The 22,887-nt window shown below is 51.0% G+C and carries 16 protein-coding genes; 10 read left to right on the top strand and 6 right to left on the bottom strand.

What is annotated here, in order from left to right; translation table 11 throughout:
* Positions 1 to 47: 47 nt before the first annotated feature.
* The 7 genes from IXB28_RS07375 to IXB28_RS07345 all read left to right on the top strand — a co-directional run bounded on the left by IXB28_RS07375 (position 48) and on the right by IXB28_RS07345 (position 11,107).
* The gene (locus IXB28_RS07375) at positions 48 to 1,487 is read left to right on the top strand and encodes a response regulator (protein ID WP_215617879.1); all 1,440 of its coding nucleotides are present in this window, start codon (positions 48 to 50) and stop codon (positions 1,485 to 1,487) included.
* 75 nt (positions 1,488 to 1,562) lie between these two features.
* Positions 1,563 to 1,928, top strand: a complete 366-nt coding sequence (locus IXB28_RS07370; RefSeq protein WP_215617878.1) for a response regulator — start codon at positions 1,563 to 1,565, stop codon at positions 1,926 to 1,928.
* Between the two features lie 15 nt (positions 1,929 to 1,943).
* Entirely contained in the window at positions 1,944 to 2,519 is a 576-nt protein-coding gene (locus IXB28_RS07365) for a chemotaxis protein CheW (RefSeq protein WP_215617877.1), read from the top strand.
* 142 nt (positions 2,520 to 2,661) lie between these two features.
* Complete coding sequence (locus IXB28_RS07360; RefSeq protein ID WP_215617876.1) at positions 2,662 to 5,064, top strand: methyl-accepting chemotaxis protein; 2,403 nt, start codon at positions 2,662 to 2,664, stop codon at positions 5,062 to 5,064.
* Between the two features lie 3 nt (positions 5,065 to 5,067).
* A complete protein-coding gene (locus IXB28_RS07355; RefSeq protein ID WP_215617875.1) occupies positions 5,068 to 8,076 on the top strand; it encodes a hybrid sensor histidine kinase/response regulator in 3,009 nt (1,002 codons plus the stop codon).
* 86 nt (positions 8,077 to 8,162) lie between these two features.
* On the top strand, positions 8,163 to 10,043 hold the full coding sequence (locus IXB28_RS07350) for a GTPase family protein (protein ID WP_215617874.1): 1,881 nt from the start codon (positions 8,163 to 8,165) through the stop codon (positions 10,041 to 10,043).
* Positions 10,044 to 10,255: 212 nt separating this feature from the next.
* The gene (locus IXB28_RS07345; protein WP_215617873.1) at positions 10,256 to 11,107 is read left to right on the top strand and encodes a sulfotransferase family protein; all 852 of its coding nucleotides are present in this window, start codon (positions 10,256 to 10,258) and stop codon (positions 11,105 to 11,107) included.
* A gap of 4 nt (positions 11,108 to 11,111) precedes the next feature.
* Here the strand turns inward: IXB28_RS07345 and IXB28_RS07340 are convergent, their stop codons facing one another.
* Genes IXB28_RS07340 through IXB28_RS07330 form a run of 3 tightly spaced genes read right to left on the bottom strand, consistent with a single transcriptional unit; the run spans position 11,112 to position 14,746 of the window.
* Positions 11,112 to 11,540, bottom strand: coding sequence for a hypothetical protein (locus IXB28_RS07340; protein ID WP_215617872.1), 429 nt, complete (start codon positions 11,538 to 11,540; stop codon positions 11,112 to 11,114).
* Between the two features lie 23 nt (positions 11,541 to 11,563).
* Positions 11,564 to 13,702, bottom strand: a complete 2,139-nt coding sequence (locus tag IXB28_RS07335) for an ABC transporter permease (protein ID WP_215617871.1) — start codon at positions 13,700 to 13,702, stop codon at positions 11,564 to 11,566.
* Positions 13,703 to 13,762: 60 nt separating this feature from the next.
* Entirely contained in the window at positions 13,763 to 14,746 is a 984-nt protein-coding gene (locus IXB28_RS07330; RefSeq protein WP_215617870.1) for an ABC transporter ATP-binding protein, read from the bottom strand.
* Positions 14,747 to 15,233: 487 nt separating this feature from the next.
* On the opposite strand from IXB28_RS07330, the gene IXB28_RS07325 reads away from it, so the two are divergent.
* Both IXB28_RS07325 and IXB28_RS07320 read left to right on the top strand, forming a co-directional pair.
* Positions 15,234 to 16,163, top strand: coding sequence for a GxxExxY protein (locus tag IXB28_RS07325; RefSeq protein ID WP_215617869.1), 930 nt, complete (start codon positions 15,234 to 15,236; stop codon positions 16,161 to 16,163).
* A 157-nt stretch (positions 16,164 to 16,320) separates the two neighbouring features.
* Positions 16,321 to 17,412, top strand: a complete 1,092-nt coding sequence (locus IXB28_RS07320) for a hypothetical protein (RefSeq protein WP_215617868.1) — start codon at positions 16,321 to 16,323, stop codon at positions 17,410 to 17,412.
* Between the two features lie 465 nt (positions 17,413 to 17,877).
* On the opposite strand, the gene IXB28_RS07315 is transcribed toward IXB28_RS07320, so the two are convergent.
* Positions 17,878 to 18,909, bottom strand: coding sequence for an alpha/beta hydrolase (locus IXB28_RS07315; RefSeq protein ID WP_215617867.1), 1,032 nt, complete (start codon positions 18,907 to 18,909; stop codon positions 17,878 to 17,880).
* Between the two features lie 109 nt (positions 18,910 to 19,018).
* Here IXB28_RS07315 and IXB28_RS07310 point away from each other — a divergent pair, with 109 nt between their 5' ends.
* A complete protein-coding gene (locus IXB28_RS07310; protein ID WP_215617866.1) occupies positions 19,019 to 19,588 on the top strand; it encodes a TetR/AcrR family transcriptional regulator in 570 nt (189 codons plus the stop codon).
* Positions 19,589 to 19,926: 338 nt separating this feature from the next.
* Here IXB28_RS07310 and IXB28_RS07305 read toward each other — a convergent pair whose 3' ends face one another.
* Both IXB28_RS07305 and IXB28_RS07300 read right to left on the bottom strand, forming a co-directional pair.
* A complete protein-coding gene (locus tag IXB28_RS07305) occupies positions 19,927 to 20,715 on the bottom strand; it encodes a hypothetical protein (protein WP_215617865.1) in 789 nt (262 codons plus the stop codon).
* A gap of 155 nt (positions 20,716 to 20,870) precedes the next feature.
* Entirely contained in the window at positions 20,871 to 22,832 is a 1,962-nt protein-coding gene (locus IXB28_RS07300) for a glycosyltransferase family 39 protein (RefSeq protein ID WP_215617864.1), read from the bottom strand.
* Positions 22,833 to 22,887 lie beyond the last annotated feature (55 nt).

The raw sequence follows: 22,887 nt of genomic DNA, 5'->3' as shown, positions 1-22,887 counted from the left end.
GGCTCCCCAGTTCCGAGTGCTTTCAAATATATTCTTAGGACTACTCTATGAATGGTCAGTTTGAAATAACGTCGTTTTTTAAGAGCGTTTTGGATTCTTCCCGTGATGGTCGAGTCCAAATTACGGGCGAAAACGTAAGCTGGTGCCTGGATATTCGCAATGGTCAAGTGCTGTTTGCAGCCCACTCATTGCAATATTTGATGGCCCTAGAAGCTATTTTACCTAGGTTGGGGTATGAGTCCGCCCTATCTATTTATTGGCGGCTGATTCGGTCGGAAACCTATAAATGGAAGCATGATGCCCCTAGCCTGGAGGCCCTTGGCTGGACCAGTGATATTGTGCGGGGTCTAATTCGCTATGAAGCACTGGGTGTAGAGCAGGCGAAACACACTCTAACTAAGCTAACTGAGGATGCGATTGAGTCTCTTTTGGGCTTAGACACAGCCGATGTTGTATGGCACCCTCTCCCCACAGATACGTGGTATGCCAGCTTCCATGGTGCGCCCATTGAGTCCATCATGCAGTTTTTGTCCGAACGCCAACAGGCATGGCAACCTGTATGCGATCGCATTATTTCTCCTCACCAGCGGCCCTACTGCGATACACCGGACGATCTTTACCAGTCTGTTCCCCAAGGCCGCCTGTCTGCACAAATGCTAAAGGCCCTGGAACGCTTAATGCAAGGTGCCAGCATTCGCCAACTGGCCCACACCATTAACCAAGACGAAGCCACTTTAGCCGAGCTGCTATATCCCTATATTTGTGATCGCGCTATCAAGCTGTGGCCACCGGTCTCTCCCCTAGATCGTCTGCCCGCATTGCCCACGCCCCACCAGCTAGCCCACGCGACAGCAGCAGCCACGGCCACTGTTGTTATGCCCCAAGGGCGCCACGTGGGTGAACACAGTACCCACGGCAACGTATTGGTTGCCCCACCACCGGTCGAACCGATCGCGGCGCAGCACCCATACTCGCCAGAGAATAATCCTCAGGCCCATTCCGGGAATGCCCATTCCGGGAATGAGTATTCCTCAGGGAATAATCATTCCTCGGGGAATACTGTTGTTGCAGAAAAATCCCCCAGTGAGCCCGAGAACAGCCCCGGTTCTCGCCGCCACCTGATTGTCTGCATTGACGATAGTCAGGCCATGTTGGAACAAATCGATAGCTATTTAGATCCCAATCAATTTGAACTCAAAACCATTATTGACCCAGTGGCATCAGTGGCTAAAATCTGCGCCATGAGTCCAGACCTGGTCCTGATGGATGTGTCTATGCCGAGTATAAATGGCAATTCTCTGTGCCAAATCTTAAAGCGCAGCTACGTGTTTAAAGATGTGCCCATCATCATGATTAGCAGCAATGCTAGCCCCCTAAATAAAGCCACTGCTGAATCCTCTGGCGCCACTGACTATTTGGAGAAACCCTTTTCTAAGGCCCAGCTGATGAAAGTCATGGAAACCTATTTAGAAATCCAAGTCTCATAGACATAAGAATATAGACCTAAACCACCTATATTTCTCGCCTAAAAAAATTGTTGTAGCTTTGAGTTATTCAAACTAATGGTCAAAAAGATTTTAGTCATTGATGATGTCAAGTCTGAACTAGACCTAATCAGCCACTACCTAGAAGAAGCCGGTTATGTAGTCACTGGTATTTTGAATGGTTTAGAGGCCATTGACAAAATCCAATCCGATCGCCCCGACGTGATTGTGACTGATTTAGTCATGCCCGACATCACCGGATTAGAACTGTGCCGCAAGCTAAAAAAAGAACCCAGCACCGCCGATATTCCCATTGTGGCCTGCACGACAAAAGATCGGAAAATGGATAAAAGCTGGGCTAAAAAACAAGGTGTGGTGGGCTATGTGGTAAAACCCTGCACCGCTGAACAATTAGTGGATGCCGTCCGTAGCGCCACTATGTAGTCTGAGGTAGATGCCATGGAAACCGCTTCTCAGCAAACGTCCCAGGAACTAAAACCCGTGGATCGGCTACAGCAACTGTTGCCCGATTTATTTAACCCCCAGCCCGTTGTGGGGGAGCAGTTTCTGCGCATTCAGCTGACCTCGGATTTAATTATTGCCATTCCCCTTAGCTGGGTTGAAGAAACGCTGCTAATTTCTCCCCAGTGGATTACGTCCATGCCCGCCATGGCTCCCCATGTGATGGGGTTAATGAGTTCTAAGGGACAGGTTTTTTGGGGTGTGAATCTAGCCCAGTTGTTAAAGCTGCCAATTGCTTTAGAACCGTCTCAAACCCATGAGGTGGTTGTTATTCGCACATTACCTGGAACCACGACTGAGGACAGCGCCAATGACGTCCTTTTCCTAGGGTTGGTTGTACCCAAAATTTTGGGCTCTATCCGGTTGCCATTAGAAACCATTGTTTCTCCTGAGACTGAGGTAGATCCTAACTTGCAGCCCTATTTAAGTGGACAGGTTGTCATAAACGGGAAAACTATTCTTGTTCTCAGTGCCGAGGCAATTGGCAATTCTCAGCGACCGACCCTCGATTAATTGTGCTGACATTACCTTCGGTTGCTGATTTAAGCGATCAATCGATTGGCCACCCCCGCTAATCGACCTAGTGCAATCATTTACGGCCCAAACGTCAGCAACGTTCACTTTTTTTGAAAACTCAAGCAGCCTGAAAAGCCCTATGACCGCACAGCAGTACCCCATCAACAAAAAATCTTCAGCCAAACCTGGGAAGCCTTCCCTTAGGTCAGCGTCGTTGGCAAAGCTGGGGTTGGGCAAAGGGCAGCCTCTGAACCAGCGATTGCTACAAACCCTATTGCCGGTTGCATTGCTCCCCCTAGCGGTGGCCAGTGGTCTAGGAATTGCGGTAACCCGCCGCAGTGAGCAAAATCAGGCCTTATTCTTGCTGACGGAAGAATCGTTCCTGGCCAGTGAGGCCGCTAGTGTATTTGTGGAAGATAACTTCAAAATCATTGAAAGTGTACTGGTAAACCCCTCAATTCAGGCAACGCTACGCCAGATTGATCAGCAAGTCGAAACCAAGGGTATCGCCAAAAAGCCGATTGAAGCCTTAGAACAAGAATTTGGCCAAAATAAACTAATTGCCCGCAACAGTGTCCTCAATAAATACCTATCGGACGTGGTTAAGATTGAGGGCATGACCCAGCTTTCGGTAACTGAAAGCCACGGGTTTAATGTGGCCTTTAGTAAACCACCGGAGGATTTTGTCCAACGGGATGAAGAATGGTGGACAGAGGCCAAAGCCAACACAAAGTTCGTTGAACCGATTAAGGTTGACGAATCCACGGGTGTTGCCAGTATTGCCATTGCCGAGGCGATTAGCCCCGTTGACTCCAGTGAATTTCTCGGGGTGATGGAAGCGATAATTCCCACCACGGTGATGAGTCAGCGGATTGCCACCTATACCGCAACAGCCTTGAGTGGTACCCAGCAAGTGCAGATCGTGGATACCCGCAATGGGGTGGCATTTTCTTCAATTACGGTCGATGGTATTCAAGACGGTTTAGTGGAGGTTTTGGGGGGGAATGCCATTGTTCAAACCTCCCAGGCATTGATCGCTGAGCTGGCGAATACGGGGGCAGATACAGATATGAAGGGCCTCAAGCAAAGTTTTGATGACCAGATTCAGGGTAAGCTTCTAAGCTTGGAACGGTTCGAGGTTGAAGCAGGAAAACCGTTTTTAGAGGCGGTCGTCACCTACCAGGATAGGGAATATAGTTTAACGACGGTGCCAGGAACGGCCTGGGTTGCGATCGCATCGGTAAACCTGGCGGAGATTAACTCCGCTGGCAGCAAACTGCTGATTGTTTTCGCCGGTACGGCCTTGATATTGGGCTTGGGTATTGCCGCCATCCTCAGACTACTGGCGGGACAGCTGGCGGCCCCCCTACAAACCCTGACGGAAACCGCTCAAACAGCCACATCTGGTAACTTAGAAACCCGCGCCGCCCTAGAAGGCACCCGCGAAACCCAAATTTTGGGACAAAGTTTTAACACCCTGCTAGAACAGATTCAAGAACTGCTCAACAGCCAGAAAGCCTTAACCGAAGAACAGCGTAAAGAACGGGAAACCCTCGAAAATGAGATTACCGAACTAATGGAAGAAGTGGGGGATGCCGCCGACGGAGATCTGTCCGTGCGGGCCAAGCTAGTCCCCGGTGACGTGGGCATTGTGGCTGACTTGTTCAACGCCGTAATTGAGAACCTGCGAGACATCGCCGTCACCGTAAAACAATCCAGTGGAGATGTAAGCCAGTCTTTGCTAGATAACGAACAACAAATTCGGACCCTAGCAGACCAGGCCATTGCAGAGGTGCAATCCCTACGAGAGGCCATGGACGCCGTACAGGAAATGGACAGCTCCATTCAAACCGTTGCGGACAACGCCACCCAGGCCTCCACCCTCACCAATGACACCTACGCCACGGCCCAGGCTGGAACCCAGTCCATGGAAGAAACCGCCCACAGTATCCTAGAACTGCGTTCCACGGTGGGTGAAACTGCGAAAAAGATTAAGCGATTGGGGGAATCAGCCCAGAAGATTGCCCAGTCGGTCAGCCTGATTGATGAAATTGCCCTAAAAACCAACTTGCTAGCGGTAAACGCCAGCGTTGAGGCCTCCCGCGCGGGCGAACTGGGGCAAGGCTTTACGGCGGTTGCAGAGCAGGTGGGCTCCCTGGCAGAACAATCTGCCGGTGCCACCAAAACCATTGCCCAAATTGTGGCCGAAATTCAAACAGAAACCCAGGAAGTAGTCGCCGCCATTGAAACCGGTACGGCCCAGGTGGTAGACAGTAGCCAACAGGTGGAAGCGACCCAGAAGCAGCTAGAAGAGGTATTGGCCAAGTCAGATAAAATTAACCAGCTGATGCAAGAGATTTCGGCGTCTACCACCAACCAAACCCTGGTATCCAAGGCCGTAACCGAGCTGATGCAGAAGGCCACCAAGACCTCCGAAAAACAGTCCCAATCTTCTAATCAGGTGGCCCAGGCCATTCAAGAGACCGCCCAGGTCGCTCAGAAACTCCAGGCATCCGTTGAGCAATTTAAGGTTGAAAAGTAAGCCATGGCACTAGACAAAGAGCAGCAGGCTCGTCTGACTTTTCTAGCAGAAGCTGAAACCTATTTTGGGGACATTGAAGGCGTTTTGCTAGGGCTAAAAATAGCGGACAATCTACCGGGTCAAATTGATATTGCCATGCGGGCGGCCCACTCTGTGAAGGGAACAGCCGGGATGATGGGCTTTGTGGAACTCAGCCAGGCCGCCCACCATCTAGAAGACGCATTTAAAATTCTGCGGGCCCGACAGCTACCGGTGGATACGGAACTGGAAACATTGTTGTTGAAAGGGGTAGACTGCCTCCGCCACGTGCGACAACATTACCAGGATAAAAAACCGGTGGCCCCCCAGTGGCTAGCCGATGATGTTACCCCTGTTTTCGAACAGCTCAATCGACGTCTGGGGGGGCTTACCCCCGAAGATGAAGCGCGTCTGCTGTCGGCAGAAAATGAAGTCAACCTTGACTTTATAATTTTCACCACCAGCGTTGAAGATACCCTGGAGGCCTTTGAACAACAATGCACCCAGTTGCAGGGGGAAGAGCTTAGGCAGTCGTTGGTAAGCGTCGCCCAGCAGATGACAGAATTTGGGCTCATGGCCCAGCTAGACCCGTTTGTCGCCCTGTGTGAATCGGTGCAGCAGCAAAGTCTTTTGGCCCAGCCAGCCACAGTGGCTGCGATCGCAATGCAGGCGGTAAAAGCCTGGCGCCGCAGCCATTCCCTCGTGACCCTAGGGCGCACAGAGGGCCTACCGACCGCATTAAAATCCGACACGAACAGCGCCCAGCCAGCCGCGCTCGATTTACCCGAAGAACTTCCCGGTGGCTTAGACCCACTACCCCTGGATATTGCTGAGCTGGTTCCAGCAGAAACCGACCTCTCCGCCACAGCGCCCCAGGCCTTGGCCGAGCTGCCTGGGGATGAGCTACTGGCCAACGGGGCTTTGGACCTAGACGCCATTCGAGGAGAGTTTGCCACCCTAGAAACGCCAGGGGCAACCCCAGAGACCGCCCCAGCCGTTGCAGACGCAACAACAACTCCGCTGGTGACCTTGAACGCGCCCCCCCAGGCCGCAGCACCTAGCGCCAACAATACCGACACCGTTCGGGTGTCTGTGGACCAGCTCAGACAAATTAACAGCACCTTCGAAGCCTTAATTCTGGACCGTAATGCCATTAACCTCAAGCTCGAGCAGCTCCAAACCTACAGTGAGCTGATGCAGCGGCGGATGATGGACCTGTCATCCTTTAGCAAAGAACTGCGTCAGTGGTATGACCAGGCGTCCAGCGAAGGGCCCACCGCCAAAGCCAACGGCGCAAACAATGTCCCCGCCCTGGGCAATGGCGCAAATGGCGCAAACGGCGCAAACGGCGCAAATGGCGCAAACGGCAGCTCCATTGCCACCGTCGAAGACCTAGATGCCCTAGAATTTGACCGCTACTCCCAACTCCATTTGTTGACCCAGGACCACATGGAAACCATCGTGAAACTGGAGGAGGTAAGCCGAGATATTGAGCTGGGTTTAAACGAAATTGACCAGGCGGTCGGCAGCCTCAACTATACGAGCCGCACCCTAAAAAATCGCATCACCCAAACCCAGATGCGCCCGTTTGAAGACATTGTGCGTCGGTTTCCTCGGGTAGTGCGCGACTGGTCGGTGCAATACAACAAACCGGTCACCCTCACCCTAGAGGGTACCACCACCCTAATTGAACAATTTGCCCTGGATCAGCTAAGCGATCCGCTGATGCACCTGTTGCGCAATGCCTTTGACCATGGCATTGAAAAGCCCCATGAACGGCAGGCCCAGCAAAAACCTGAAGTGGGCAACATCACCCTCCGGGCAATCAATCGGGGGAATCAGGTGGAGATTACCCTCAAGGACGACGGCAAAGGCATCAATTTAGACCAGGTGCGCGATCGCATTCACCAATACAACCTACCCACGGACCAGGTTGCAGCCATGGATCGCCAACAGCTATTGTCCTTCATCTTTGAACCCGGCTTTAGCACCAGCAGTACCGTCACTGAGCTATCGGGTCGGGGTGTGGGCATGGATGTGGTACGCAACAACCTCAAAACCCTAAAGGGCAATATCCAAGTCTCCACAGCGGTCGGTCAGGGCACCACCTTCACCATTCGCATTCCCCTATCCCTATCAATTTTGCGGGTGATGCTGCTAGAGCGTAGCGGCACCATATTCGCCCTACCCGTCGATATGGTGCAAGAAATTATTCGGCTCCCCCAAGCCGAAATGGAACAGTCCGCCATTAGCTGGAACAACAGCACGATTCCCCTGATACACCTGGGGGAACATTGGCACAATCCCCCCGGTGCCCGCCAGTTAGAAATGAGTGGGGAACCCGTCATTAACCGCCCCATTGTTGTTGTTGTGGGCGAAGGCAAAATCTCCTACGGATTAACCATCGACCGTTTTTGGCAAGAACAAGAAGTCGCCCTCCGTTCGGTGGCTAGCCCCATACCCCTTCCCCCTGGCTTCAGCGGAGTTACCGTCCTAGGCGATGGTCGCGTCATTCCCGTAATTGAACCCGTGCAGCTAATCGAGTGGATCGTAGACGGCCCCAAACCAGCCCTGATCGAACCCACGCAGCCCGTCGCAGTCGCCAAAACAGCCAGAATTTTAGTCGTCGACGATTCTATCCATGCCCGTCGCTATTTAGCCACCACGTTAGAACGCTCGGGCTACCTGGTGGAACAGGCAAAAGATGGTCGAGATGCCGTAGACAGACTGACCAACGGCCTTACGGTTGAAGCCGTGATCTGTGATGTGGAAATGCCCCGCCTGGATGGGTACGGTGTGTTGGAAGAACTCAGGGATAGGGACGAATTTAGCGAACTGCCGATTTTGATGTTGACCTCCCGCAGTAGTGAAAAGCATCGCAAGCTGGCCATGAATTTAGGGGCCACGGGCTATTATTCGAAACCCTACAACGAACAAACGCTGCTACAGGAGCTAAAGCAGCTTACAGAGGCGCAGAAAACGGTCACGGTCTAATTTCCCAAACTCTTAGGTTCGGATGTTTGCCCTTTCATTAACTTAAATACCTACTTACACTGGGAAAAATCCTCAGGTACGTGGCAATGGTTCAACTCAAGCGATGGCAGTTGATAGTGCTGGTTCTGCCGGTGGTCATTGTGGTTGCCTTTGTGATGATCACCGCCGGCATCCAACTACGGGCCTGGGGATTAACCTGGATTTGGGCCGTTATTTTGCTAATGTTTGTCGGCTGGCGCTGGCTGCTGGTGCACTGGACCAAACCCAAAGAAATTGAGCGCATTGTCAACGCGGTGCAGGCAGAGCTCACCTCGGTAACGGCCAAAAATGGCCATAACCAGGCGCTAGAACAATCGCTGCAGCCAATTTTGCTAGCGGCCCGAGAAGACCCGCCGGTGTGGGACGATTGGCCTGCCTTTTGGCAACGGTGCCAAACCGTGGTGGCCACCGTTTCGAACCACTACCACCCGGCGGTGAAATATCCCCTGCTCAATATCTATGTGCCCCAGGCCTATGGGCTGATTCGGGGCACCGTGGACGATATGGACCGGGCCATGACCCAGCTGGCTCCGGTATTAAACCAAGTGACCGTCGGCCAGGCCTACGAAGCCTATGAAATTTACCGCCGACTGGAACCCTCCATGGGCAAACTGTGGCGGGCCTGGAGCTGGGCCCAATGGTTGATAAACCCCGCCGCTGCCGCTGCCAGAGCGGCCAGCCAGCAAAGTACCACCCAGGCCAACCAGCAGCTGTTGGTAAACCTGAGTCAGCTGCTGCGGGAAACGGCCCTGCGCAACCTGGCCCAGCAGGCGGCCAACCTATATGGCGGGGAAACACTGCCGGCCATCTTTGCCGCAGACCAGCCAGCAGCGCCCCGGTTAGAGGCAAAAACAGCCACGCTAAAGTCCATTTTGGAAACGGCCACACCGGCTGACACCGTTGAAAAAAAGCCGGTCTCCTTAATGTTGGTGGGGCGCACCGGGGCGGGCAAAAGCAGCTTGATCAATACCCTGTTTAAGACGGAGCTGGCGGCGGTGGACGTGCTGCCCAGCACCGATAAAATCCAGCAATATCGCTGGCAGCTGGAAACGGGGGAGGTGCTAAATCTGATTGATTCGCCGGGGTATGAACAAATTGAGCGGGAGGATTTTCGCGAGTTGGTGCTGGACCAGGCTGCGATCGCAGACCTACTTGTTTTAGTAACCCCCGCCCTGGATCCAGCCCTACAGAGCGACAAAACCTTTTTACACGACCTCAAAGCCACCGAACAAAACCCACCCACCGTCGTGGCCCTCACCCAGGTAGATCGGCTGCGGCCAATACGCGAATGGCAGCCCCCCTACCAATGGGAAACCGGCCAGCGGCCCAAGGAAGCCTCCATTCGCGATGCCGTTGCCTATCGCATGGACACCCTCAAACACGACAACGTTATTCCCCTAGTCACCTACGATGCCAGCCGCAGCGCCTGGAATGATGATGCCCTGGCCCTAAAGCTAGTAGAGACCCTAGGCGATGCCAAGCAATACCGGCTAGCGCGATTTTTAACCAACCAAACCGCCCTGGCCCGAGCCGCCGCCAAACTAATCGACCAGTACACCCTGCAAATGGCCACCACCCGCGGGGTGACAGAGCTGCTCAAAAGCCCAATTTTGCGGTACATCTCCCAAATGATGACCGGCTCGCAACTGTTGGCCAACGCCTTAATGGAGACCATTCCCGTAGAGCAGGCCCCCGTGGTCATCGGCAAACTACAGCTGGCCTACGACCTGTTTAACCTGATCCAGCCCGAAAACCACAGTTTTGACCTCGCCGCCCTATGGCCCACGCTGCTCAACAACGATACGTTGCCCGAGCAAAATGCCTGGGCCTTTGGCCATGCCCTGCTGGCCTATTGGCTAGGGGAAACCAAACAATTGGATAAAACCTTTGAACGATATTTGCAGCAGCAAGACCGCGAAAATTCCTAATTCCCAATTCCCAAAAAATCGCTCCGCCTTAGGCCGACATCCAACCTAACGGCCCGATGTTAGGCACTGTCCCCGTGCTAGCTGAGCGGAGTCGAAGCTATACCCCAACCGATGCGCCCTTTCGACTCCGCTCAAGGGACACTTCTAATTTTAGGAATCTAGACAGTCTGGTTGGGTACCGTATAGTTAACTTCCCCTTTTCAAGCAAACCGATGGCACTAGCACAGTGGCGACAGCAAATTCGTGAATCGAAAAACGATTGGGTGCAAAACTATTTTGGCTATCGTATTGATGCCGCTAAGCGCCCCTACAGTGTTGCCTTTCGTTCTAGTCCCTATCGGTTTCTACTGCTGTTGAGCCATATGCGCTCCGGCTCATCGTTGCTCACCCATTTGTTAACCACCAACCCAGAGGTAATTGGCTACGGAGAAACCCACACCAACTACACCGACGCCCATGATTTTAAGGTGCTGTTGAAAAAGGTCTATTGGCAGGCCCAGGAGTTTCGCACCCTACAAGATATCCAAAACCTGAAAATGGACCATCGGTATGTGATGGACAAGGTGTTACACAACAAAAAGTTTTTGGATCACGATTTTCTCACGTCGGACCAGATCTACGGTCTCTTTTTGTTGCGGGAACCGGAGCGCAGTTTGGCCAGCATTGCCGACCTAAAACCCCATTGGAATCAGCAGGATACCATTGAGTATTATGCTGAACGCATGGCCATGCTAGTAGAGTATGCGCGGCTGATCAACGATCCGCAGCGGATGCTGGTGGTGACCTATGAACAACTGTTGGACAATACGCCCCAGGTACTGACGACGCTGCAACAGTTTTTACAAACCCAGGCTCCATTTACCGAAGAATATAATGTGACAAAAACCACCGGTATGAAAGGGGTGGGGGACTCTAAGGGGAAGATTAAGGCCGGGAAAATTGTGCGATCGCAGCGGCAGCTATCCCAAGAGTTTTCGCCAGACATTGTTGAGCGGGCCAAACAGGTCCACAGCCACAGCAAAACCGTCCTAATGGAACTCTGCCAGACAGTTGAGACGAATTGAGCAACTAGCTTTTTCTTTTAGCCAAACTAAAAACTCCTCCCAGAATACTGCCGATAAAACTGGTGGGTACTACCCCATACACTAACACCATGCCTTGATAGGTAATGCCCAACATGCCGTCTCCGGCTCGGTCTGGATGTGCCAATTCCTCTACCAATGGTTCACCAATGAGATGGCAGCAAATAACGGCAACCAACAGCCCCGCCAGCAGGCCCCCTTCTACCATGGTGCGGATCGTGCAAAACCCGGCTGCAAAGGACCGGCGCACAATCCCCACCATGGGCGCAGCCATCAGGGCTAGCAACAGACCCACCATGACAGAAACGGGTAGGACTATAAACAACAAATAGGCGATGACTCCGGCTTTGCCTGACAGCGCGAACGAGAGCACACTGACTGCGGCTAATGAGCGCACAAACCAGAGCAGACGCATTCGCTTCACCACAGCGCCGCCGACTACGCCTGACTCAGCAGTTGTTGCGATTCGGAACGCCCGGAGCGCATGAGCTGTCGGGTGTGGACAACGCCGAGGATCATCGTCAGTGTGCTTAACAGGCTGAGGGGCAGCGCTAATATGGCCACGGGGGCTGGCAGACCCAGCAGGTGGGTGTGGGCGGGGGAGGGGGCATGGACAACAATGACCATGATCATGGAGATGGAGGGAAAGGTTAAACAGCTAATGCTGCCCACTGCGCTCAGCCACATCCAGTTTTTCTTGCGGGGAAACATGAGGAAGGTTTGGCTCACCAGGGTGGAAAACAAAATCGAGCCGACAAACATTAAGATGCAGCCGAAAAACATCAGCGCCTCCAATGTAGTGGGAAGAAAATGGGGGTAAATGCCGACAAAGGCTATGACCACCAGGCTGGTTAACAGCAATAGGTTAAGCGCGATCGCAACCACCGGAGAACTGGTCTCCCCCAGCACCAAATCAGTAGGCAGCGACAGTCTTTCATGGGCAGGTTTAGCATGGCGAAACCGGGTCCAGTCCTTCAAAGTTTGACGGGCTGGAGACAGGGCCACCATCAACGCAATACAGTAAACCAGGCTAAAAAAGCCAATCAGCACCAGATGAAAAGGCACATCGGCATTGCTAACGCGCGTACCCGTTAGGCCCACCATCAGAACCGCAAAAACCAAGGTTAGCGGATAGCTAAAGCGGCGTTTGAGCAAGGTCATATCAGCGTTGCTAAAGCGCCGTTCTAGGCCATGGCCCAACAGGGCACACCAGCCCATGCCATGGACCAGCGCCAGGGCAACATACTCGACAAAATTAAGCCGAAAATCGCCAAAAACCAAATTGACATTGGACTTTACGGCCGCTTGGGCAAAGTTAAAATAGGCCAGGCTGGAGAACGGCGAAAACAACACGGACCACAACAGCACATGGGCCTCAGTATTGCGAGCAAATTCCCCAGACCCCACATAGAAAATCATAATCCAGTTAAAGCCCATCACCCCCGCCGCCAGCAGCCAGGGCATTAAGCCCAACACCATCGGCTGGGAGATCGACAAACCGATCAGCAATGTCGCCAGATAAAAAATCAAGGTTTGGCCCATCAATGTGAGGTCAAACCCTAGCAAATGGCCAACGGTGTAGCCTGCATTGAAGCCAATCATCCAATGTAGGGGAAACAACAACCCAATGGCCAAATAGAGACAAACCGGCACCCCCAACAGTTTGCCACTCAAAATGGTAAATGCGGATCGGGGGCTAAGTTGGAGAAAGTTCAGCGTACCCCGGCGCTTTTCTTGGGCCAGGTTGTTGGCTAACATAAACACCCCCAACCCCATCAGCGGAAAGATAATCAACGCGCTGAGGCCGGTGTAAATATCGCTGTACCAGCGAGACCAGTTTAGCTGATACGACTGCTTGTCTTGGCTAACGGCACAGCTTTCACCATGAAAACTGTTGACCAGGACACAATAGCTACTGTACTGACGGGCGACGGCCACCCGGGGCACTGTTACCGAATAGTAGCCGCGTTCGGGGTTATGAAGCTCCAGCTCAATGGTGGTATTAATTAGCTTTTGGCGCTCAGGGGTTAGTGGGTCATAGTAATTGGGCACAAGTCTACCGTCCACCGTTCTGGCCAAATCTTCCACCTTTTGTTTCCAGCCAGTCCCATTTAGTTCGGACTCACTTGGCATGATCAGCTGGCCATCAATTTTCACTAAACGATCGCCCTGCTGAATGGCTTTGAGCGCATTAGCCCCCAACCTTTCATCGCCCATGACGGGTATGGTGTCGTGGATGCGACTGACAACCACCCCCGACGTGGCGGCCCGATCGCGGTTGACCATATCCTGGGGCAACAAGTCTTGTAACGGTTCAGAATTAAGATAGGTCTTGCCGTGCCATTCCAGCCTGGGATAGGTGGATAGCTCCATATCGTCTAGCCGCACAGGTCCGGGCAAGGCGGCCCAAAAACCAATCATCATCACTATCTGACACAGTAGGGATAGGACAATGGCGGTCACCACCGGAAATCGTTTGAGACGCCCCTTGAGTTCTCGCAGCAGCTGGGGGTTGCGATCGCCCAGGCGATCTAGGTGGTGGGCGGCCAGGGTTGTGAACAAATTGGTACCAAGCATGGTGTTCTCAGGTGGGACGATGGAAAGGACTCAGGAAACAGAACTAGATTAGACCAGTGGCTATGTGGGCTGTAGATGGCCAATCTTAAAGAAGATATCTTCTAAACTTTCTTGTTCGCAGTGGAATTCATAGAGGGGGATTTTGGCTTCGACTAGCGATCGCAGCAGATCCGCCGCTTCATCCGGGTCGCCAGAAAACCGAATTTTTACTTGCCCCGTCTGGGGTTTAGCCTCCAGCACCAGAACGGCAGCATCAAACTGTCGTAGCTCCGTTTGCAGGTCTTTAAGATCGCCACGGGTGCCAATCACAATATGCTGCTGGCTCAGCCGCTGGTATAGCGTTTCCAGGGGTGCATTTTCCACCAGGTAGCCAAATTCTAAAATGCCAATGGCGGTGCACAGCTCGGCTAGGTCACTGAGCACATGGGACGAGATTAAAACCGTAATGCCCAGGCCGTGCAGGTTGCGAATTACCTGGCGAAATTCTTGGCGGGCCACCGGGTCCAGACCGGACACAGGCTCATCCAACAACAAAATAGACGGGGTATGGATGACGCTGCGGGCCAGCCCCAGCCGTTGCTTCATCCCACGAGACAGGCTAGTAATGACGCTTTTTCGCTTGTGGCCCAGGTTTACCAGATCCAAAACCTGGTGGATGCTGCGGCTGCGCTGTTTATCCTGGAGACCATACAAACGAGCAAAATAGTCTAAATAGTCCCAAACGTTTAAGTCTTCGTAGAGGGGAAAATCGTCGGGCAAGTAGCCGATTTGTCGTTTTAGATCAAACTGGGGCCGGGTGTAGTCTAATTTTTCTCCATGGAAAAAGACTTCGCCCAGGGTGGGCGACTCCGCCATGGCCAGCAGCCGGATCAGGGTGGTTTTTCCGGCCCCGTTGGGTCCGATTAGGCCAAATACGGCGCCGGATTGGATTTCTAAATCGACTTCCCGCAGGGCGGTATGGCGATCAAAGCGTTTGGTTAAATGCTGAGTCCGAATGGCTAGGCCAGTGGAAGTACCGGCCGGGGAGGTCAAGGTTTGTGTCATAGGGACCACAGTTACGGATAGCCGAATGGGTTTGCTATTGCTGGGATGATACTGGCCTATGGGTGGCCTACTTAATCATCGTGAAGGCAATAGCACAAGGGGGTTGAATTGTTTGAATGCACCCTGATGAACTTAATCTAGCAATTGTCTACAAGGGCAGTCAGCCCCGTTTCGGAAAACGATACAGAATTGTAGAAGTGTTAATATATGGGCGATTTCAGTGGTTTGGCGACAACTATTACTGCCGTAGTCGCAGTCTAAACTTTTTGCAGTTGCGCTGTAGCTAGCACCCAAAATGGCACATTTGAGCTACTAAAAATTACATTAAAGCTTTCTGGATAACTCCGAGATTAAGGGTATTATCCAGAAACTTTCTGGGATATCCGCTTATAAGAGGTTTATCCAGAAACTTTCTGGATAATTCCGGCTGGGGAGTATTTATCCAGACAAAGTCTGGATAAACGATAGTTATTCGCCTTAAGTACACATGGATCTCGTTGACACACTTAGATCGAAGATCGACACCCTTGCAGATGGTGAATACACTGCTGGGCTTCGCGCGGTTCTTGCGCACATCGAAACTGCATTCGCACACCTTAGACGCGGGCAAGACCAAAATGACGAAACCGCATTTACCGATGTGATCTATAGGTGCAACCAAGCGTTCGAGGGGAGCATCAAGGAGGCGTATCGAGTCCTCGCTTCTAAGGACCCAAATAAGAAAACACTGCACAAAATTGAGGGCTACCTAGAGGATAATGACATTTTTCGCGAACGAGTTTTGTCCCAATTCAACAACTACCGAACGGAATGGCGAAACCCTTCAACCCACGACTACAAATTGGACTTCGATGATAGTGAATCCTTCCTCGCGATTGTTTCAGTTTCAGCGTTTGCCTGTGTTTTGATCGACCAAATTGCTCGACAGCTTGCTTTTGCGAATGCCGTCAAATCTACAGACACTAAGAAGAATGAAATCGAAATCGACTCAACGAGCAATGAGGATCTTCCCACAATCGTGACGAACCTTTGCGAGGAATTCTCGAAAATTAATACCGATCCGTCATCTGTACAGACTGAACTGCAACTGATGGGTGCATTGACGGGATTCATCACAACCGTAATGCCAAATTTAGAAACAACTTTGGACTACCGATTGTCTCACGCATCAAATGAACGAGGTGATTTGCTAATTGCCAATCCCAATGATCGGGTTTTGATTGAATTGAAACGAACCAACAAAATGAAAAACGTTGTTGATGGTGTCGCACAACTAACGCGTTATCTGGCCCTTACCGGACTGAAACAGGGCGTATTGTTCGCATTTCCACCCGGCGGAGGCCCACTGAAAATGGAACGCCACTTTGTTGAACCACTCGGCGCAACTGTCACCGTATTGCGTGGCAAAAACATATAGGCCCAATCAGCGAATAACAAACGGATGCACGCGAAGCCCGGCTTGCACGCGTGTTTTGAAGCAACGATTTCCGTCCGGGCTCGGTGAGCCTAGACGTTAGACTTCATTGTCTCAGAAAAATTGGTAAGTAAGACCAAGTAGAGTAACAGGAAAGGCTATGAAAATCATCACAGAGTTAGCAAAACCTATATCTCGATCCTTCCTCAATTATTTACATTTAAGTGAGTGGGTAAATCAAAGACTAACGTCTGTATTCTCCGGCAAGAGCGTTCGAACTTTTGAGTCAGTAGAAGATTTTTGGAAACAAATATTTGAAGAAACACTCTATATTGGAGATCGAATAAGATTCAAGGAAGCATTTATAATGGAATGGCTTCCACGCTCACCAGGAGAGTTATGGCTCGATAATTTAAAGCAATTTGGCTTGGAGTTAGATGCTTTACGCAAGGGCCATCCTATTGCACTTTCGTCTTTAATTAGCAATGCTATAGCGCCTCTGGGGGTTATACGTCTACCATTTGGAGACTCTAACGAGAGCTATGCTGCCCTATCACTTACTACAGTTGATTCATGGCATTGTGATCTAGGTATCCCTGTCATAGTTTCATCTTCTGTCTATGATTCTTTTCTATCCCGCCGCATAGAAGGGAATGCAGTTGCAGGGGAAGTAGAAGCTATTCTTTGCTTTGGAGAAATTCCTCTGTTTAGCCCTAAATTGATTAGTAGTCTTGGTTCAGACGTTAATATTGACTTCCTCTCAAGTATTTCCACTCATCGAGGCTTGCCTAACGTGTATCTTAAGGTTGTTTCACCTTTAGATGTGAAATTTAACTATCACGATACCCATCCACCTGGCTTTGTATGGTGTATTGATCGTCAAGTGAGAGATAAACAGGTTATCCATAGTCCGGTTACGCCTAAAAGCGCCAAGAAACCTAGAATAGATATTAAGGACACCGAACCTTACTTAACTTACGGATTTAGCGCAATTAGCACACAAATCAGTGATCGAAATGAACTCCAGTCCTGTCTTAGTTGCTTAAAAGCAGGAAACTTTAGCTATGAGCAACAATCTACTGTTCCAAGTCCAGAATCTATAATAGGGCTCGTTCAACTAGATATCCTTACAGAGTTTGATGCTAGATGCAGATACTTTAAAACATCTGTGCCATTGACTAAAGAACCATGGAAGGATGAAAAATCCCTGAAACAGATGAAACGTACATTTATTGATCTTCAACAGATATGATACGGCTAAATAAAGTTGAGCTACAAAGTCAAATAGAATCTTATCTTTGAATGTTGCATATAGTGTTCAAAATGTACCAGTAAACTATGAGCGTCTAACTTCATGCAGGAGCGGACTGAACTCAAATAATTAACTTGAATCGCAAGCATTCTGTCAGCCGCTCAGCTTCACCTTATGTTGCTGGGATACACTGTACAAGAATTGGGTTGCACGGTGCAGAGGTACTGGTAGCAATCGGTCAAGATCAGACAAACAGTTCTGACGTTAGAATGTCTGCTTTGTATTCAGTAAGCTTTCTTATACCGGTATATTGCCAGTGAAGCTCTGTATTCCCTAAGGCAAAGAATACAACAGTGTAGCACGAAGCATTAACGGAAAGTTTAGCCGCTGACTACAGACTGATCGACGGGAATACGTAGGATTTTGTTTAGTATCCTTCATAATGTCTTCCCTAATGGATCATACTTAGGCATGCTGATCAAACCATGCTGCCATTCCATCGGCAGAAGGCTCGACCTCGCGTGATTTATAGTAAAGATCAAAGTGACCCGCCTTGGCTAGCTTTAGCATCTCCTTCTTCCCAGCGATCTCTTTATAAAAACGCATTGCACCTTCTGCGCTAACGGCTTCTTCACCCATGGACATATAGATAGGTACGCCGTCGAACATATGCGTATAGTTAAAAATGTTGAACGCCAGGACGGGTCTCGTAGAGAGTAGGCTTAACTCATTTCTCCAGCCAGGCACGTCACCGGGTAGCCCATCAAGATAATAGTCCCTCATCTCTAGTGCTATACCACGCCCTCGAGCAATCTCATCATCCGTTATCGGAACAACGCGTGTCATGGTGTTTTCGCCGGTTTCATAAAATTTCTGTTCAGCCGCTGCTGCCGCCGCCAGTAAAGTAGTCCTCAGTGGTCCAGATCCCCCGACCAGTTGTAAAAATTCTTCCTGACTTGTCAGGTAAGGGCTAACAAGTCCCAGCGCTTTCACCCTTGCGTCAAATGCCGTTGCATAGGCGGCGTACCCCGCTCCTGCACAAATACCTATAGCGAAAATTTTGTCTTTGTCGACTGCCTCCAGTGTGCCGAGAAAACTGATGCCATTTCGAATATCATCAGCCACCCGAAACCCATCCTGTAACTGGCGTATACCTTCACTTTTACCAAACCCTCTTGGGTCGATGGCCATTGCAGCAAATCCTCGCTTAGCCATAGCTTTGGCGTAGACACCCGCGGTTTGTTCCTTTACCCCCGATGCTGGTGGATTGATAATGACGGCGGGTCGCGATTCACCTTCTTTGTAGTCGTCCGGTAGGAATACATCGGCAGCAACCTTTTCATTCTGGCTCGAAAAAGACACTGTATTTTTTCCAGGTCTAAGTTCGCTCATACTGACCTCATCGGCGTTGGATCTGTTTGTGAATAGGCTTGTTGCAGCCGTCGCCATCGTTGTACCGTATACAATTAATTGTCTTCGGGTTAGTTTCGTGGCCATGGTGACGTTTCTCCGCGAAATGACACTAAATACTAATAGACGATGTAATCACGTGATTACAAATAAACAAATAAACAAATGAAAGTCAACCTATTGTGAAGTTTTCCCTGTGAGCCATACACCTAAAAAAAACAGAGATGCCGAAGCAACAGCTAATCGCATCATTTCGGCTGCCCAACACATCTTTCATGAAAAAGGCTACGATGCCTCAACCACGCGCGAAATAGCAGTTCGTGCTGATGTAAACATCAATCTAATCCATCGGTACTTCGGTTCGAAATTAGGATTGTTTAAAGAGGCAGTCCTTCCACATCTTGATCTGGTGCCCCTGCTGGGTGGCAAGAAAGAGGAAATCGCCCATCGTCTGGCAATACTGTATGTAGACACCGGTCCAAAGGATGAATTTGATGCCTTTGTAGTTTTAACTCGCTCCATTACCAGCCCGGAGGTTGGACCACTCCTAATGGCCCGAATAGAGGAACGCGCATTAAAGCCCCTAATGAATATTCTTGAAGGTTCAAACAAACGAGCGAGAGCGACCTTGATTGCCACTCAGCTAGCCGGCCTGATATTGCGATTTAGAGTAATGTCTAACCTATATATTTCTAAAGCCGATCAGAATCATTTAAAGCAATTGCTCGAAGAAAACCTGCTCGCACTACTTCTCGATAACGGTTGATGAAATAATCTGTAGTGACCTCAAAAATTAGGACAGAGCTGAAAGAGCGTAAGCTAAAGTCCAATAAGGGGAAGGGATATGTCAAGTAAACATCGGAACTACAGTAACGAATTCAAGGCAAAAGTCGTGCTGGAGATCGTCAGCAGGCGATCTCCGATCTTGTAGGGTGTGTTCCCTACTGCAACTCCTACTAGCCCACCGATAGATTGTTGGGAACGCACCATGCTGATAAATTCCTTGAAGCAAGCGGTTGCAGCCTAACAACGCCCATACACACCAACCGCCGAAAGTGGACAGTGTATGATACGGAGGTTCTCTGCGGCGGGTGATGGGCAACGTTACGGATTCATATCACAATCCTGATTCACTCCCTCCGACAACGCCACATCCCTAGGATTCTTACTACTAAAAGACAAACTATTAGTGCGTGCCTCCTCATAGGATTTCTCATCCGTCAGCAGAGCAAGCGTACCAGGTCGCAACGCACATACCGAAAACGGAATCGCCGCATCAAATGCAGCATGGCGCAAATCGCTATTCACCTCACACAGACCCTGGTTCCAGCCCATAATCTCAGACCGCAACACCGTAGGCCCCAGAAACATCAAAGTCATCTGGTCCGCGATCGTAACGTGGGTAGAAACAACACAATCCTTCAAAGCATCTAAATACGCCACAGGGCTACTCAAAGGAAGGTTCGGCACCCGGTAGCTAGTCACCAAAGGCTCACAGTCTGAGCCTAAAGCAGTCTCAAATCTGGTCAATCTAGCAGCATCTGCATCCACATTGGTTAGCACCGCATGGATATCTCCTTGGTCCCAAAATTGGGCCTGCCCATAGGCTAATGTATCGGTATGGAGAGCCAGGGTCTCGGAACTATAGCGACAGTGCAGTAACGGATTATCAGCCGCCACATCATCAGCGGTGAAATAGGTTTTCACCTCACAGCGGCCATCGTCCCAACCCACAATCTGCTCATGCAACCACAAAGAAGCACTGGCGGGGGTACAGGTTTTCAACTGGTCTACAAATTGAGTAGCAGACAGCAGCTCAGTTTGAGCACCTGCCTCGCTACCCAACCCCAGCAACAATAACGATATCCCAGCCGTTAGCAAACTCCGCTTCATGCGTTAACCCATAGTCCAGTTTTCCTAGGGTACCCGTTTCTAGCAGGGATACGGAACGATCCAAAAAATCCAGGTAAAGGCATGCCTGTAGGGGCATTGCATGCAATGCCCCTACAGGCGATATGGAGACAGTTGTTTATCTCATCAAAAAACTACTACTGAGCAACAAACAACTGCACCGACTTTTGCGCTGTTTTCGTATCTTCTGTTTGCTGCCATATCTCCCGATACACCTGACCATCCACCGTCAGCTCCGGATCCAAGGTTGCATCAATATCCCGAGATGCCGTTAGCATTACCAAACAGGGTTCAAACTGACCATAGCGCCCCTTATTTTGCAACGGTGCAGACTCATTGGCCACCGCCACATGCTGCGCCCGCAACCCGCGCCGTGGAGCATCCAGCAACATCCAGTAGGGATATTCGAAGGAGATATTTTCAAACACCATGCCCACATTGCCACAGCTTTGATTGGTAATCTGTTCCGCAGCGCCGGTATAAATCTTTTCTAGGGCGGGCTGGGTCTTAAAATATTGGGCGGGCCGAGGATTAACAAAAATATTGCCGTCCCCCGCCAGGGGTCGTATCTGGTTGTAAAACACCCATTGGAACGACAACAGCACTAAACCAAGGGTGACCAGATTAACAATTCTGCGATTGAGGCTATTGCCGAGGACAGTGCCCACCAAGGCTGCAAATAAGATAAAAATGGGCAGGTGCAAACGACAGCGGGGCGTAGACCAGGTGAGCAACTGACAAAATAGGAGAAACGTGCCGGTTGTTGTTAGCCAGTAGATAAACAACCGCCGCCGCTGTTGCAGACGACCGTTGAGCAATAGCAACCCGGACGAGAGCAGGATAATGACCAGATGCAGGGGATTACCGGCCTTATCTTCATTAAAAGACAGACCTGGCACATAAAATCGAGGGTCCTTCGCGCTGGTAATTAGGGGTTCATTGATGTCCACCCCAATAATTTCGTGGAGAATGTTTACGAGCTTTTCGACAATGCCCGTGATGGGGGTGATAAAACCTTCCAGGTGCAGATTTCTGACAATGTCGGCATGGAGGGCCAGATTTCTAGACACATTGGATATTAAATACCGGATGCCAAAGGCCGCACCGGTTTCGTCGGGCACCCCCAGGGGGGAACTGAAGAGGAAAAAATTTCGTAGGTAGTGGCCGCCGTTAATGGCGATGACGATGGCCGCCACCGCCGCCAGGGGTTGCACCATGCGCCAGCCCAAATGCCGAACGCCCCAAATTAGCAACCATAGGCAAAAGGGAAAGGCATAGATGTAGGCGGTGCCTTTGGATAAAATGGCTAGCCCCAGACTGGTGCCGAGACACACTAGGGGCAAAGCCCGCACCCCTTGGCGCATGGTTAGCAGGGCAAAGTAGACAAAGCACACCATCCATAGGGCCACCACATGGTCGTTATTGGTGCTCGACCCTTGTAGCACCGCCATGGGCATGGTGCCGGTAAAAATCGCGGCTAGTATTTGACCGTTGCGGTTAGCGCCTAGCTCCTTGGCAATTAGGGAGACGCCAACCATGGCACCGATCAGGCTAACCCACTGGACAGAGCCGCTAAAGAGATCGCAATGGCTGAGGATTTGCAGATGCGCGATCGCAAACTCGGACCAGGGATTTTGATAGAGCTGAAATACATTGTGGCTGGGGTAGTGGGCCACCGAACCATTTTGGATCCAATGCATCACCCGACTGAGGTGATATTCCATGGAGTCCGAGTGGTTGGGGGCCGCCACCAGCGCCGTCAGGCCAATGGCAAACAACGCCAGCCCCATACCCACCGTCGATAGCTTGAGGGTCCAGGGCAAGTCTAGAAACGGCATCAGCCACCGGCGGGGGCCACCCCATCGCAAACCATGGGCCTGCCACCCAAAAAAGGCCAGCCCCACCGTCACCAGCAACCAGGCCACCGTTAGCAGCCAGCCATTCAAACCATTGACCACACTAAGCCCCTCGGTCAGCGCCGTCACCAGGACCGCCCAGGCCATCAGCCCAGCTAACAAGGCTTCTCGCTTGTGGTGAAACAGCCTAGTGCCAAGCAGCACCAGGAGCATAAGGCTCACAATGGGTAAAATGACCGCCATTTTGCAGCTAATAAAAACGAATATGCCCGCTAATAATACTGGCAACGGGCCGTTT

Origin of the sequence: Leptothoe kymatousa TAU-MAC 1615 (genome assembly GCF_018739865.1) — a bacterium.
Taxonomy (GTDB): domain Bacteria; phylum Cyanobacteriota; class Cyanobacteriia; order Phormidesmidales; family Phormidesmidaceae; genus Leptothoe; species Leptothoe kymatousa.
Note: the sequence above shows the minus strand (reverse complement) of the source record. Positions and strands in the feature narration are given on the sequence as shown.

Bases quoted from the DNA above. Each gene is read 5' to 3' on its own strand.
- IXB28_RS07375 (WP_215617879.1), top strand. From the start codon at position 48: ATGAATGGTCAGTTTGAAATAACGTCGTTTTTTAAGAGCGTTTTGGAT.
- IXB28_RS07370 (WP_215617878.1), top strand. From the start codon at position 1,563: ATGGTCAAAAAGATTTTAGTCATTGATGATGTCAAGTCTGAACTAGAC.
- IXB28_RS07365 (WP_215617877.1), top strand. From the start codon at position 1,944: ATGGAAACCGCTTCTCAGCAAACGTCCCAGGAACTAAAACCCGTGGAT.
- IXB28_RS07360 (WP_215617876.1), top strand. From the start codon at position 2,662: ATGACCGCACAGCAGTACCCCATCAACAAAAAATCTTCAGCCAAACCT.
- IXB28_RS07355 (WP_215617875.1), top strand. From the start codon at position 5,068: ATGGCACTAGACAAAGAGCAGCAGGCTCGTCTGACTTTTCTAGCAGAA.
- IXB28_RS07350 (WP_215617874.1), top strand. From the start codon at position 8,163: ATGGTTCAACTCAAGCGATGGCAGTTGATAGTGCTGGTTCTGCCGGTG.
- IXB28_RS07345 (WP_215617873.1), top strand. From the start codon at position 10,256: ATGGCACTAGCACAGTGGCGACAGCAAATTCGTGAATCGAAAAACGAT.
- IXB28_RS07340 (WP_215617872.1), bottom strand. From the start codon at position 11,540: ATGCGTCTGCTCTGGTTTGTGCGCTCATTAGCCGCAGTCAGTGTGCTC.
- IXB28_RS07335 (WP_215617871.1), bottom strand. From the start codon at position 13,702: ATGCTTGGTACCAATTTGTTCACAACCCTGGCCGCCCACCACCTAGAT.
- IXB28_RS07330 (WP_215617870.1), bottom strand. From the start codon at position 14,746: ATGACACAAACCTTGACCTCCCCGGCCGGTACTTCCACTGGCCTAGCC.
- IXB28_RS07325 (WP_215617869.1), top strand. From the start codon at position 15,234: ATGGATCTCGTTGACACACTTAGATCGAAGATCGACACCCTTGCAGAT.
- IXB28_RS07320 (WP_215617868.1), top strand. From the start codon at position 16,321: ATGAAAATCATCACAGAGTTAGCAAAACCTATATCTCGATCCTTCCTC.
- IXB28_RS07315 (WP_215617867.1), bottom strand. From the start codon at position 18,909: ATGGCCACGAAACTAACCCGAAGACAATTAATTGTATACGGTACAACG.
- IXB28_RS07305 (WP_215617865.1), bottom strand. From the start codon at position 20,715: ATGAAGCGGAGTTTGCTAACGGCTGGGATATCGTTATTGTTGCTGGGG.
- IXB28_RS07300 (WP_215617864.1), bottom strand. From the start codon at position 22,832: ATGGCGGTCATTTTACCCATTGTGAGCCTTATGCTCCTGGTGCTGCTT.